Raw genomic sequence first — 13,907 nt, 5'->3', positions numbered from 1 at the left:
CCCTGCATGACCCTGTCCGATCCGCGCCGCGCCCTGCTTCCGCTCGCCCTGGCCCTGGCCTGTGCGACCACTGCGACGCCGGTGCTGGCGCAAGGGCTGCAGACCTCCTTCGAGCCGGGCGAACCGGCACCGGCCAGGTCCGATGGCACCTTGTCCGTCGACGTCGGCGGCGGCCCCGGCGCGCCGTACGCGGCCAAGCGCAACGTCGGCTACAGCGGCCTGCATGCGTTGCACTACAGCGCCAGTGGCGGCCAGGCACGCCGCGAACTGTTCAAGACCGATCTGCCCATCGACACCGACACCACGCTGTCCTGGCTGGTATTGCCGGAGATCGTCGGCAAGGACACCGTGGCCTCCACCTATGTCTCGCTGGACCTGCTGCTGGACGATGGCAGCCGCGTCTCCGCCAGCGGCGCGCGCGACCAGCACGGCGTAGCGCTGGGCGCACGGGCGCAGGGCGATTCGAAGACGTTGTACCCGCAGCAGTGGGCGCGCAAGGCGGTCAGGCTGGGCGACATGCCGGCGCTGAAGGGCCGCCGCGTGCTGGCCATCGAGCTCGAGGTGGCCAGCGCCAATCGCGCGCCGGTGTCGGGCTGGATCGACGACGTGCGCCTGGACGTGCAGCCACGGCAGGCGCCGCAGCGGGTCTCCGACTGGGTACTGACCACGCGCGGAACCCAGGCCAACGGCACCTTCTCGCGCGGCAACAACTTCCCGGCCACTGCGGTACCGCACGGTTTCAACTTCTGGACGCCGGTGACCGATGCCGGCGCACTGAACTGGCTGTACCGCTGGAACGAGCAGAACGATGCGAAGAACCGGCCGCAGCTGCAGGCGTTGGCGCTGAGCCACCAGCCCAGCCCGTGGATGGGCGACCGCCAGACCTTCCAGGTGATGCCCTCCGCCACGCGCGGTGTGCCCGAAGCGGACCGCAGCAAGCGGGCGTTGTCCTTCGACCGCACGCAGGAAAACGCGCGCCCGTATCGCTATGACGTGCGCTTCGACAACGGCATCGCCGCGTCCATCGCCCCCACCGACCATGCCGCGCTGTTCCGCTTCGAGTTTCCCCAAGGCGGCGACGCCAACCTGCTGTTCGACAACGTCGATGCCCGCGGCGGACTCACCCTCGATGCCGCTACGCAGACGTTGACCGGCTACACCGATACCCGCAGCGGCCTGTCCAACGGCGCCACCCGCATGTACGTGGTCGCCAGCTTCGACAGGCCGTGGCGCAGCAGCGGCCAGATCGGCACCGGCCGCCCGACCGGCTACATCAAGTTCGACCCGGGCAGCGAGCGCCGGGTGACGATGCGCATCGCCACCTCGTTGATCTCGGTCGAGCAGGCGCGGCACAACCTGGCACTGGAAATCGCCGCCGCCGACACGCTGGAAAGCGTGGCCGGACGCGCACAGGATGCGTGGGATGCGCGCCTGGCCCGTTTCGACATCGGCAATGCCAGTGACGACCAGAAGACCACGCTGTACTCCAGCCTGTACCGGCTGTACCTGTACCCCAATTCCGGCCACGAGAATGTGGGCACCGCCGCCGCGCCCGAGTGGCGCTATGCCAGCCAGGCCAGCGCCGCCGATGACAACACCGAGGGCAGCGCGACGCGCAGCTTCGCACCGGTGCGCGACGGCAAGGTCTTCGTCAACAACGGCTTCTGGGACACGTTCCGCACCACCTGGCCGGCGTATGCGCTGTTCACCCCGGATGATGCCGGGCAGCTGGTACAGGGTTTCATCGAGCAGTACCGCGCCGGTGGCTGGGTCGCGCGCTGGTCCTCGCCGGGCTACGCGGACCTGATGGTCGGCACCAGCTCGGACGTCGCCTTCGCCGATGCGTGGCTGAAGGGCATCGGTGGCTTCGATCCGGAAGAGGCCTACGCCGCAGCGCTGAAGAACGCCACCGTGGTGCCACCGGACCGCCACGTCGGCCGCAAGGGCATGGATCGATCGACGTTCCGCGGCTATGCCAGCGCCGACGTGCATGAAGGCATGTCGTGGACGATGGAAGGTGCGCTCAATGATTTCGGCATCGCCAACATGGCCGATGCCCTGGCCAAGCGCGCGACCACACCGTCCGCACGCGAACGCTACGCCACCGAGGCCGACTACTTCCGCCACCGCGCCGGCAGCTACGCGACGTTGTTCGATCCGGCCGCCGGCTTCTTCCAGGGCCGCAGGCCCGATGGTAGCTGGCGCCTGCAGGCCAAGGACTACGACCCGCGCGTGTGGGGCCACGACTACACCGAATCCAATGGCTGGACGTTCGCCTTCACCGCCGCGCACGATGGCGAAGGCCTGGCCGCGCTGTACGGTGGCCGCGACAAGCTGGCCGCCAAGCTCGATACCTTCTTCGCCACCCCGGAAACCGCCGACGCCGCATTCGCCGGCTCCTACGGCGGCACCATCCATGAGATGACCGAAGCGCGCGACGTGCGCATGGGCATGTACGCGCACAGCAACCAGCCGGCACACCACATCCCGTGGATGTACCTGTATGCCGGGCAGCCGTGGAAGACCCAGCAGCATGTGCGCGAGATCCTGTCGCGGCTGTATGTCGGCAGCGAGATCGGCCAGGGCTATCCGGGCGACGAGGACAACGGCGAGACCTCGGCGTGGTACGTGCTGGCCTCGCTGGGCCTGTATCCGCTGCGCATGGGTGCGCCGGAGTACGTGATTGGTTCGCCGGCGTTCCAGCATGCGCGCGTCGAGCTGCAGGGCGGCGCGGTGTTGACCGTCAATGCACCGCAGAATTCACCGGAGAACGTGTACGTGCAGTCGCTGAAGATCAACGGCAAGCCGTGGAGCAAAACCTGGGTGCCGCACGAAGTGATCGCCAAGGGTGCAACCCTGGACTTCGTGATGGGCCCGCAGCCGTCACGCTGGGGCAGCGGCGTGGATGATGTACCGCGCTCGCTGACCGCCCGTGGCCAGCGCCCGCAGTTGCTGCACGATCTGCTCGGCAACGGCGCGCAGGCGGCACTGGCTGATGGCCGTGCCCTGCCCGCGCTGATCGACGACGATGCCAACACGGCCGTGCCGCTGGGCGGTGGCGTGACCATCGCACTGAGCCACGTGGGCGATGGTGTACCGACGATGTACACGCTGACCAGCGGTGACGGCACGATCCGTGGCGGTGAGTGGACGCTGGAAGCGCGTGCCGGCAACGGGCGCTGGGTAACGCTGGACCAGCGACGCGGCGAAGATTTCACCTCGGCGCGGCAGACCCGCCCGTTCCGTATCGCCTCGCCCTCACGCTACGCCGAGTACCGTCTGCGCCTGGCTGCGCCGGGGCGCCTGCAGCTGGCCGAGATCGAACTGTTGGCGCCCTCCCCCCTACAATGACGTCCATGCGCCTACGTTTGCTCCCCCTCGCTCTTGCCGCCCTTGTATTTCCCAGCCTCAGCCACGCACAACCGCAGACCCAGGCCTTCGATGGGCAGGTCAGCCGTGACGGGGTGACCCTTTACTACCAGGATGCCACCGGCGCGCTGGCCGCGCCGGTGCGCAAGCGCATCATCGATACGTTCTACTTTGCTTACCTGCGCGAGCGTGCGGACTTCCGCCCGGCCGCGCCGAACGAAGTGCGCATCGTGATCGATCCGGCGTACAACGGCGTCGCCTTCGTCGGCGACAAGGACAAGGCCAGCACGATCACGATCAATCCGGGCTGGCTGGTCCAGCACCCGGATGACATCGATCTGGTCACCCACGAAGCGATGCACATCGTGCAGGGCTACCCCAGCTATGGCGACAAGCGCGTGCCGGGCTGGCTGGTGGAGGGCATTGCCGACTACGCCCGCGATCGCTACGGCATGAACAACGCCGCTGCCGGCTGGGCGTTGCCGGACAAGCTGAGCCAGGGCCAGACGGTGGAAAGCGGCTACCGGGTGACCGGTGCCTTCCTGAAGTGGGCCGAAGCGGCGCACCCGGGACTGGTGCTGGCACTGGACAAGGATCTGCGCGACGGGCGCTATGCGCCGGCGCTGTGGCAGAAACACACCGGCAAGACCCTGCCGGCGCTGTGGGCGGAGTATGCCAAACCGCGCTCCCCGGCCCCTGCGCCGCCGCCCGCGCGGCGCGCGAAGCGGCGGTAAGCTCGACGTTGCCGGGGCGATGCCCCGGCCTTCAACGCGACTGCACGAAACCGGCGTACAGCGCGAACAGCTGCTGGAAATACCGCTTGCTCACTCGACTGCGCATGACACTGCTCCGCCCATGGAAAGTTGGTCGGGCCCAGGGTGGGAAGGCCGGTCCGGTCCCTTCCCACGGCCAGGCCGCGTGGGCGTATTGGGCCGCAGCGAGGTTGCAGGGCGATTACCGGGCGGCTGCAGTTCTCCGGTAGCGCCGCGCCATGCCCGGCGGAACATGCCCGGCGGAACACGGGAAGCGCCGCGCTGCGCGGTTGCCGGCCAGCGGCCGGCACTACCGTTTCCGCGCTGCTTCTCCGGTAGCGCCGGGCCATGCCCGGCGGAATACGGGAAGCGCCGCGCTGTGCGCTCGCCGGGCATGGCCGGCACTACCGTTTCCGCGTTGCTTCTCCGGTAGCGCCGGGCCATGCCCGGCGGAACACGGGAAGCGCCGCGCTGCGCGGTTGCCAGCCAGCGGCCGGCACTATCGTTTCCGCGTTGCTTCTCCGGTAGCGCCGGGCCATGCCCGGCGGGATACAAGAAGCGCCGCGCTGCGCGGTTGCCGGGCAGCGGCCGGCACTACCGTTTCCGCGCTGCTTCTCCGGTAGCGCCGGGCCATGCCCGGCGGAATACGGGAAGCGCCGCGCTGCGCGCTCGCCGGGCATGGCCCGGCGCTACCCGATCCGGCTTCCGCTGGGCGGAAACAGAAACGCGCCCCGTGGGGCGCGTTTCTGCAGATCGCAGCGGAACGAAGGCTTATGCCTTCTTTTCCGCTTCGATCTGCTTGCGGATCTGCGCATCAACCGCGGCGATCGCGGTCATGTTCAGGATCCGGCGCGAGGTCGCGCTGGTGGTCAGGATGTGCACCGGCTTGTTGACGCCCATCAGGATCGGACCGATCGCCACGCCATCGGTGAACACGCGCACCAGGTTGTAGGCGATGTTGGCCGCTTCCAGGTTCGGCAGCACGAACAGGTTGGCACGGCCCTGCAGGGTCGAGCCCGGCAGCAGCTTCTGGCGCAGGGCTTCATCCCATGCGGTGTCGCCCTGCATTTCGCCGTCCACGTTCAGACGCGGGTTGCGCTTGAGCAGCAGCTCGCGCACCTGGCGCATCTTCAGCGCATCCTTCGAATCGTGGCTGCCGAAGTTGGAGTGCGACAGCAGTGCCACCTTCGGTTCGACGCCGAACAGCTTCATGCGGTAAGCGGCCTGCAGGGTCGCTTCGCACAGCTGCTCTGCGGTCGGGTCTTCCTGCACGTGCGTATCGACGAAGAAGAACACACCCTGCTGGTTGATCACGCCGGTCATCGCCGAGGTCGAGGTGACCTTCGATTCCAGCGGCAGCACGCTGCGCACGTAACCCAGCTTCTTGTGGAAGCGGCCGACGATGCCGGTCAGCATCGCATCGGCTTCGCCACGGGCCACCATCACCGCAGCGATCAGGGTCGGGCGCGAACGCATCAGGTTCTTGGCGGCGGCCACGGTGACGCCACGACGGCCGGTCAGGCCGTGGTAGTACTGCCAGTATTCGTTGAAGCGCGGGTCGTCATTGATGTTGGTGACTTCAATGTTCTCGCCGATCTTCAGGCGCAGGCCGAGGCGCTCGATGCGCGATTCGATCACTTCCGGGCGACCGATCAGGATCGGATGTGCCAGGCCGTCGTCGACCACGTTCTGCACCGCCTGCAGCACCACTTCTTCTTCGCCTTCGGCATACACCACGCGCTGCTTGTCGCTGCGCGCGCGATCGTAGACCGGCTTCATCATCAGGCTGGTGCGGTAGACGAACTGCGACAGCTTCTGCCGGTAGGCTTCCATGTCGGCGATCGGACGGGCGGCCACGCCCGAATCCATCGCGGCCTGGGCCACGGCGGCCGACAGCTCCACCAGCAGGCGGCGGTCGAACGGACGCGGGATCAGGTATTCGCGGCCGAAGCTGGGGGTCTCACCGCCATAGGCAGAGCCCATGTCGGTGGCGGCGCGGCGGGCCAGCGCGGCGATCGCGCGCACGCAGGCGATCTTCATTTCCTCGTTGATCGCGGTCGCACCGACGTCCAGCGCACCGCGGAACAGGTACGGGAAGCACAGCACGTTGTTGACCTGGTTCGGGTAGTCCGAACGACCGGTACCGATGATTGCGTCCGGACGCGCGGCGCGCACCAGTTCCGGCATGATTTCCGGGGTCGGGTTGGCCAGGGCGAAGATCACCGGGTCCGGCGCCATCGTCTTGACCATCTCGGCGGTCAGGATGCCCGGCGCCGACAGGCCCAGGAAGATGTCCGCGCCATCGACGATCTCGGCCAGGGTGCGCTTGTCGGTATCGCGCGCATAGCGCAGCTTTTCCGGGTCCAGGTCGGTACGGCCGGTGTGGATCACGCCTTCGCGGTCGAAGGCCAGGATGTTCTCCGGCTTCAGGCCCAGCTGCACCAGCATGTTCACGCAGGAAATGCCGGCCGCGCCCATGCCCGTGGTCGCCAGCTTCACTTCTTCGATCTTCTTGCCGGTGATCGCCATGGCGTTGAGCACCGCAGCACCGACGATGATCGCCGTGCCGTGCTGGTCGTCATGGAACACCGGGATCTTCATGCGCTCGCGCAGCTTGCGCTCGACGATGAAGCACTCCGGTGCCTTGATGTCTTCCAGGTTGATGCCGCCGAAAGTCGGCTCCAGCGAGGCGATGATGTCGACCAGCTTGTCCGGGTCGTTCTCGTCCACTTCGATGTCGAACACATCGATGCCGGCGAACTTCTGGAACAGCACGCCCTTGCCTTCCATCACCGGCTTGCCGGCCAGCGCGCCGATGTTGCCCAGGCCCAGCACCGCGGTGCCGTTGGAGATCACCGCCACCAGGTTGCCGCGGGCGGTCAGCTCGCTGGCCTGCTGCGGATCGGCCTTGATCGCTTCACAGGCGTACGCCACGCCCGGCGAATACGCCAGCGACAGGTCGCGCTGGGTCAGCATGGGCTTGGTAGCGGAAACCTTGATCTTGCCGGGCGGAGACATCCGGTGGTAATCGAGGGCGGCCTGTTTGAAATCTTCGTTGGACATCGATGTGGGTTACATGAATGGGCAGAAGGGACAGGGGATCATACCCCCGTTGGAGCGGTCGGACCTGTCGCTATGCTGTCGCAGTGATGCTGCGACCGCACAATTCCATGGCGTATGCGACGTTACCAGAGCACAGCTTCGGCGCTGGCGATGACAGCCGTGGGACGCCTTGAAACGCTGCGGGGCCGTGCCACTGTCGTGACCGGCCCCGCAGTACCACACACCCGGATCAGCCCTTGGCGGGCAGCGCCTCGGTCATCGCCAGCGGCACGGCATCGACCGGCGGCGGCAGTTCGCTTTCGCGACCATCCAGCGCCAGCTTCAGGCGGTCGCGGTCCAGCGCACCTTCCCAGCGCGAGACCACCACCGTGGCCACCGCGTTGCCGATGAAGTTGGTCAGCGAGCGGCACTCGCTCATGAAGCGGTCCACGCCCAGGATCAGCGCCATGCCGGCCACCGGCACTTCCGGCACCACCGCCAGGGTGGCGGCCAGGGTGATGAAGCCGGCACCGGTGACGCCGGCAGCGCCCTTGGAGCTGAGCATCGCCACCAGCAGCAGCGCGATCTGGTGGCCCAGGGTCAGCTCGGTGTTGGTGGCCTGGGCGATGAACAGCGCGGCCAGGGTCATGTAGATGTTGGTGCCGTCCAGGTTGAACGAGTAACCGGTGGGGACCACCAGGCCGACCACCGACTTGCTGCAGCCGGCACGTTCCATCTTCTCCATCAGCGACGGCAGCGCCGACTCCGACGACGAGGTGCCCAGCACCAGCAGCAGCTCGGCCTTCAGGTAACGGGCCAGCTTGAACACCGAGAAGCCACACAGGCGGCAGACCACGCCCAGGATCACCGCAACGAACAGGAACGCGGTGAGGTAGAACGAGCCGACCAGCCAGGCCAGGTTGACCAGCGAGCCGACGCCGTACTTGCCGATGGTGAAGGCGATGGCACCGAAGGCACCGATCGGCGCGGCCTTCATCAGGATGTGCACCAGCTTGAACACCGGCGCGACCAGCGCTTCCAGGAAGTTCTGGATCGGCTTGCCCTTCTCGCCCACCGAGGCCAGCGCGATGCCGAACAGCACCGCCACGAACAGCACCTGCAGGATGTTGCCGTCAACGAAGGCGCTGATCAGCGTCTTCGGGATGATGTCCATCAGGAAGCCGACCAGGGTCAGGTCGTGCGACTTCTCGACATAGCTGTGCACCGCGGTCTGGTCCAGCTCGGCTGGGTTGATGTTCATGCCGGCGCCGGGCTGCACCACGTGCGCCACGATCATGCCGACGATCAGCGCCAGCGTGGAGAAGAACAGGAAATACGCCATCGCCTTGGCGAACACCCGGCCCACCGTGCGCAGGTGGGTCATGCCGGCGATGCCGGTGACGATGGTCAGGAAGATCACCGGGGCGATGATCATCTTCACCAGGTTGATGAAGGCATCGCCGAGCGGCTTCATCTTCTCGCCGATCAGCGGCTCGTAGTGGCCGAGGACAGCACCCAGGACGATCGCCACGATCACCTGGAAATACAGTTGGCGGTAGAGCGGCAACGGCTTGCTGGGCACCGGCGCAGCGGTCGGGATGTGCATGGCGGACTCCGGAAGGGGCGTTTTCAGGCACGTACGGCCCCGGAAATGCACGGGAACCGTTACCGTGGAAACTGACCGCACGCCCCGTGACTGCAGGCGCAGGGGTGCGACCAATGGACGCCTTTGTACGCGCCGGGCACGCCGGCGCAGATAACCTATTGGTACTAGCCCCCCGGTTCAGGTGGCTGCGCTGCCTACACTGGCGCCGCACCCCTGATCGCGGGGACGCCGGTGGCCCGACCTGAACGGCCGGGCGCGTCATTGCGAAAGTTCCGGCCATCGCGGCCGTTGTTGTCCTGTCCACACGCAATCCGAGAGAGCCGCACCACCCATGCGCCCGATTCCCACCTTGCTGGCCCTTTCCCTGGCCGCCCTCCCCGCCTTCGCATCCGCTGCGGATTTCGACAACTGGCCGACCAAGTACGCCTTCGGCGACGGCACCGAGCTGGCCGCTACCGCCAACATCGCCTACGACTACAACGACTTCTCGTCCGCCAGCGGCATCGAGGATGACGATGCGGTGCGTCGCAAGGAGTTCGGCGCGACCCTGAAAAAGAAGGGCGTGTACGACGCGATGGTCTACTACGATTTCCAGGCCGATACCTGGCTGGACGTGTTCGTGCGCTTGGAGAGCAAGGCGTTCTTCGGCCGCGATGTCGGCCGCTTCCGCTTCGGCTACATGAAGACCCCGGTCGGCCTGGATGCCAACACCTCCTCGCGCGCCGGCAGCTTCCTGGAAACCGCGCTGCCCGTGCAGGCGTTCTACGCAGGCCGCCGCACCGGCGTGGAATGGGTGCTGGAGCGTCCGCAGTACCTGCTGCAGGCCGGCGCCTATGGCGGCAAGGACCTGCAGGGCGACAACCCCGGCACCACCCAGGCGGTGCGTGCGGTGTGGACGCCGGTGAAGGCACCGGGCGATGTGATCCACCTCGGCCTGGCCTATTCGCAGGAAAATCCGCGCGGTTACCACGATGGCCGCGACGTGCACCACGAAGCCAGCGCGCGCCTGCGGGCCCGTCCGGAAGCCGGCCTGACCGATATCCGTCTGGTCGATTCGGGGGCGCTGGTCACCGCCGACCAGATCCGCCGCACCGGCCTGGAAGGCATCTGGATCCGCGGTCCGTTCTCGCTGCAGGCCGAAGCGCTGCAGGCCACCGTCACCCGCAATGATGGCAAGCCTGACTACACCGGCCACGGCCAGTACGCGATGGCCAGCTGGGTGCTGACCGGCGAATCACGCCCGTACAACGCCGGCGCCGTTGCCAACATCAAGCCGGCGCACGACTACGGTGCGGTGGAACTGGTGGCCCGCTACAGCCGCCTGGACCTGGACGACGGCAGCATCCTCGGTGGCCGCCAGCACGACCTGACCCTGGGCGCGAACTGGTACCTGACCAGCCACTTCAAGTTCCAGGCCAACTACGTGAAGGTCGACGCCAGCCGTCGCGGTGTGCGCAGCACCCCGGAGATCTTCGAACTTCGCGCGCAGATGCACTTCTGATCCCTTCCACGCGTCAGATCCCGGCGGGCGTGCATGCCACGCCCGCCGGCCCTGCGTAGACTGCCGCCATGTACTGGCTCAGCCGACACCGCCTGCAGTTGCTGACCGTTCTGGTGATGGTGGCCGGCACCGTGCTGTGCGCGGCCGCCGCAGGCCACTATGCCTGGCGTCGCGCGCTGGGCACCGAAAGCGCGCAGGTGCAGCGCCAGCTGCAGCTCTATGGCCAGGGCCTGCAACAGCGCATCGACCGGTTCGGCACCCTGCCGCAGGTGATGGCGCTGGACCCGGACCTGCTGCATGCACTGCAGGTGCCGCCTTCCCCCGCCGAGCGGCAGCGCCTGAACCTCAAACTGCAGCGCGCCAACCAGGTTACCCGCACCTCGACACTGACCCTGGTCGGCCGCGATGGCGTGGCCGTGGCCGCCAGCAACTGGGACCAGCCGACCAGCAACGTCGGCGAGGATTACAGCTACCGTCCGTACTACCAGCAGGCGCTGGCCCATGGTCGTGGTCGCTTCTACGGCATCGGCATGACCACCGGCGTGCCCGGCTACTTCATGTCCGAGGCCATCCTCGATGCCGACAGCCAGCGCATCGGCGTGATCGTGATCAAGATCGAGCTGTCGGCACTGGAACAGGAATGGTTGAACAGCCCGGACGTGGTGCTGACCAGCGACAACCACGATGTGGTGTTCCTGGCCAACCGCGATGCGTGGCGCTACCGCCTGCTGCGTCCGCTCGGCACGGAGGAACGCCGCGAGATGCGCGCGGCGCGGCAGTACGCCGACCGCTCGCTGCAGCCGCTGCGCGTGCGCACCGAGGACGTGCTGGCCGATGGCGGCCGCATGGTGCGCCTGCTCGACCCGGCACTGCCGCAGGCGATGCTGTGGCAGACCCTGGCGCTGCCCGACGAAGACTGGAGCCTGCACCTGCTGCACGACGCCAGCGCGGCCACCAGTGCCGGCCGCGGCGCGGCAGTGGCCGGCGCCGCCGCTTGGCTGGCGCTGGGTTTCCTGGTGCTGTTCGTGCAGCAACGGCGTCGCCTGTCCAAGCACCGCCAGCGCAGCCGGCGTGAACTGGAAACCCTGCTCAAGCAGCATGCACAGGAACTGCGGACCGCCCAGGACGGCTTGCTGGAAGCCGCGACCGATGCCGACGTTGGCTTGAGCCGCAGCCTCGAACATCTGCCGCAGGGCGTGGTGGTGATCGACAAGGAACAGCGTCTGGTCGCGTGGAATTCGCGCTATCTGGAATTGTTCCGCTTCCCGGCGGGGCTGGTGCGGGTGGGCCGCCCGATCGAGGAACTGTTCCGCTTCAACGCACGTCGCGGCCTGTTGGGGCCCGGCCCGATCGACGAGGCCATCGAACGCCGCCTGACCCACCTGCGCAGTGGCCGGCCGCACATGCGCGAGAGCGAGAAGGACGACGGCACGGTGCTGGAGATCCGCGGCAACCCGCTGCCCGACGGTGGCTTCGTCACCAGCTATGCCGACATCACCAGCTACAAGAACGCCGCGCGCGAACTGCGCTCGCTGGCCGATGCGCTGGAACACCGCGTGGCCGAACGCACCCAGGATCTGGACGAAGCCCGCCGCGAAGCCGAGCAGGCCAACCGTTACAAGACCCGCTTCGTCGCCTCGGCCGTGCACGACCTGCTGCAGCCGCTGAACGCCGCGCGCATGTTCGTGTCGGTGCTGCGCGGCAAGCTCACCGACCCCGAACAGCAACAGACCAGCGACCATATCGACGCTGCACTGGCCGCGCAGGACGCGATCCTCAACAGCCTGCTGGATATTTCACGGCTGGAGTCGGGGTCGTTGCAGGTACGGGTGCGCGCATTCGCGCTGTCTCCCTTGCTGGAAACCCTGGCGCGCGAGTTCGGCATCGCCGCACAGAGCCGCGGCCTGCAGCTGGACTGGGTGGACACCCGTGCGGTGATCGTCAGCGACGAAGCACTGCTGCGGCGCATCCTGCAGAACTTCCTGTCCAATGCGCTGCGCTATACGCCACGTGGCCGCGTACTGATCGGCTGCCGGCGTGCAGGCGACCAGCTGCGCATCGAGGTGCATGACCAGGGACCAGGTATTCCGGAAAGCCTGCAGGGCGAGATCTTCGAAGAGTTCCGGCGCCTCAACGACGGCGTGGAGCAGGAACGGGGCGCCGGCCTGGGCCTGGCCATCGTCGAACGCATCGGTCGACTGCTCGGACACCGCATCAGCCTGCGTTCCGCGCTGGGCAAGGGCAGCGTATTCGCGGTGAGCGTGGCACTCGGGGGCGCCGACGAGGTGATTGCACCGCCGGCGGCGCCGGTCATCGCAACCGAACCGTCCGATGACAGCCCGCTGCGCGAATGTCGGGTCTGGAGCATCGATGATGACCCCCACGTCTGTGCGGCAACCCGTGCTCTGCTGGAACGCTGGGGCTGCCATGTGGAACTTGCCGACGGCCCGCAGGGAGCGGTGGAAATCGCCAGCGCGTTGAACGTGCCGCAGCTGTTGCTGCTGGACGTGCGCATGGGGCAGTGGCACGGACCGGACCTGTATGAAGCGCTGTGCACGCTGTGGAAGGCGCGGCCGCCGGTGATCCTGGTGACCGCTGAGCGCGATGATGCGCTGAAAGTGCATGCTGCCGAGAACGGTTGGGGCTTCCTGCTCAAGCCCGTGCGGCCGCCGGCGCTGCGGGCGTTGATGACGCAGCTGCTGTTGCGGCATCGCGGGTAAGTCAGTCGCATCTGAGCGAGGGCCACAGACTGGCGTCAGACCGATCATCTCCCACATACAGCTACGCCGAAGTATCTGAGAAGCTCGGCGCGGGATACGAGAACAGATTCATGTTCTCTACCGATCCCGAACTGAATTCGATCAGCGGGAACTGATCAGGAAAGCGGAACAGCATCCACAACGACGCAGTACATGCGCCAACGTCCCGTCTCGGTCAGCCATCCAATCCAACGCGCGCATCACCTTCCGGCTCCAGTGCCTTCACCAGCACTGCCGCCTGCGTGCGGCTGTGGCATTCGAGCTTCTTCAAGATGGCGGTCACGTGCACCTTCACCGTATTTTCGGCCAAGCCCAGTTCATAGGCGATCTGCTTGTTGAGCAGCCCGTCGGCCAGGCACAGCAGCACCCGGAACTGCTGCGGCGTCAGCTGCGCCAGGCGGCTGGCCAGCAACGCGTCGGCCTCGGAACGCTCAGCGGCCATCGCCGGGAACCACAGGCCACCATCGAGCACCGCTGCCACCGCTTCACCGATGGTTTCGGCAGGCGCGGACTTGGGAATGAAACCGGCCGCGCCGAACTGCTGCGCGCGACGGATCACCCGCGGGTGGTCGTTGGAGGACAGGATCACCACCGGAATATCCGGGTGCGAACCGCGCACGTGCAGCAGCGCGGAGAATCCATGTGCGCCCGGCATGGTCAGGTCCAGCAGCACCAGATCCACATCGGGCTGTGCGTCCAGCGAGGTGGCCAGTGCTTCGGCGCTGGCCACCTCGCGTACCTGCGCCAGCGGCAGACTCTGCCGCAACGACTGCACCACCGCCGAACGCAGCAGCGGATGGTCATCGGCGATCAGGATGGTGTATTCGCTCATGCGGCCATTGTACGGGCAGCGAACTGCCTCCGCCGGGCATGGCCCG

Annotated in this window: 7 protein-coding genes; 4 read left to right on the top strand and 3 right to left on the bottom strand. The window is 67.2% G+C overall.

The features are described from left to right. Positions 1–6: 6 nt before the first annotated feature. Together LC407_RS16565 and LC407_RS16560 are read left to right on the top strand one after the other, a co-directional pair. The gene (locus tag LC407_RS16565; RefSeq protein WP_223483226.1) at positions 7–3,351 is read left to right on the top strand and encodes a GH92 family glycosyl hydrolase; all 3,345 of its coding nucleotides are present in this window, start codon (positions 7–9) and stop codon (positions 3,349–3,351) included. Next, positions 3,348–4,103, top strand: coding sequence for a basic secretory protein-like protein (locus tag LC407_RS16560; RefSeq protein ID WP_032951610.1), 756 nt, complete (start codon positions 3,348–3,350; stop codon positions 4,101–4,103). The genes LC407_RS16565 and LC407_RS16560 overlap by 4 nt, the downstream gene beginning before the upstream one ends. Positions 4,104–4,892: 789 nt before the next feature. Here LC407_RS16560 and LC407_RS16555 read toward each other — a convergent pair. Beyond that, positions 4,893–7,184 carry an NADP-dependent malic enzyme gene (locus tag LC407_RS16555; RefSeq protein ID WP_025874126.1) on the bottom strand — a complete coding sequence of 764 codons (2,292 nt, stop codon included), beginning with the start codon at positions 7,182–7,184 and terminating at the stop codon, positions 4,893–4,895. A gap of 229 nt (positions 7,185–7,413) precedes the next feature. After that, positions 7,414–8,769 carry a dicarboxylate/amino acid:cation symporter gene (locus tag LC407_RS16550; protein WP_025874125.1) on the bottom strand — a complete coding sequence of 452 codons (1,356 nt, stop codon included), beginning with the start codon at positions 8,767–8,769 and terminating at the stop codon, positions 7,414–7,416. 331 nt (positions 8,770–9,100) lie between these two features. Between LC407_RS16550 and LC407_RS16545 the strand changes: the two genes are divergently transcribed. Further along, positions 9,101–10,270, top strand: coding sequence for a porin (locus tag LC407_RS16545; protein WP_025874124.1), 1,170 nt, complete (start codon positions 9,101–9,103; stop codon positions 10,268–10,270). Positions 10,271–10,338: 68 nt separating this feature from the next. Next, entirely contained in the window at positions 10,339–12,990 is a 2,652-nt protein-coding gene (locus LC407_RS16540; RefSeq protein WP_223483225.1) for a PAS-domain containing protein, read from the top strand. Between the two features lie 214 nt (positions 12,991–13,204). Here the strand turns inward: LC407_RS16540 and LC407_RS16535 are convergent, their stop codons facing one another. Beyond that, positions 13,205–13,861 (bottom strand): response regulator transcription factor, encoded by a 657-nt coding sequence (locus tag LC407_RS16535; protein ID WP_033831979.1) that lies wholly within the window; start codon positions 13,859–13,861, stop codon positions 13,205–13,207. Between the last annotated feature and the right edge of the window lie 46 nt (positions 13,862–13,907).

Source organism: Stenotrophomonas sp. OVS01A (assembly GCF_019969775.1).
GTDB classification, from domain to species: Bacteria; Pseudomonadota; Gammaproteobacteria; order Xanthomonadales; family Xanthomonadaceae; genus Stenotrophomonas; species Stenotrophomonas indicatrix.
This window is presented reverse-complemented; position numbering and strand designations above follow the sequence as displayed.

What these genes read in the sequence shown, in the direction of transcription:
- LC407_RS16565 (WP_223483226.1), top strand. Translation starts at nt 7, where the DNA reads ATGACCCTGTCCGATCCGCGCCGCGCCCTGCTTCCGCTCGCCCTGGCC.
- LC407_RS16560 (WP_032951610.1), top strand. Translation starts at nt 3,348, where the DNA reads ATGACGTCCATGCGCCTACGTTTGCTCCCCCTCGCTCTTGCCGCCCTT.
- LC407_RS16555 (WP_025874126.1), bottom strand. Translation starts at nt 7,184, where the DNA reads ATGTCCAACGAAGATTTCAAACAGGCCGCCCTCGATTACCACCGGATG.
- LC407_RS16550 (WP_025874125.1), bottom strand. Translation starts at nt 8,769, where the DNA reads ATGCACATCCCGACCGCTGCGCCGGTGCCCAGCAAGCCGTTGCCGCTC.
- LC407_RS16545 (WP_025874124.1), top strand. Translation starts at nt 9,101, where the DNA reads ATGCGCCCGATTCCCACCTTGCTGGCCCTTTCCCTGGCCGCCCTCCCC.
- LC407_RS16540 (WP_223483225.1), top strand. Translation starts at nt 10,339, where the DNA reads ATGTACTGGCTCAGCCGACACCGCCTGCAGTTGCTGACCGTTCTGGTG.
- LC407_RS16535 (WP_033831979.1), bottom strand. Translation starts at nt 13,861, where the DNA reads ATGAGCGAATACACCATCCTGATCGCCGATGACCATCCGCTGCTGCGT.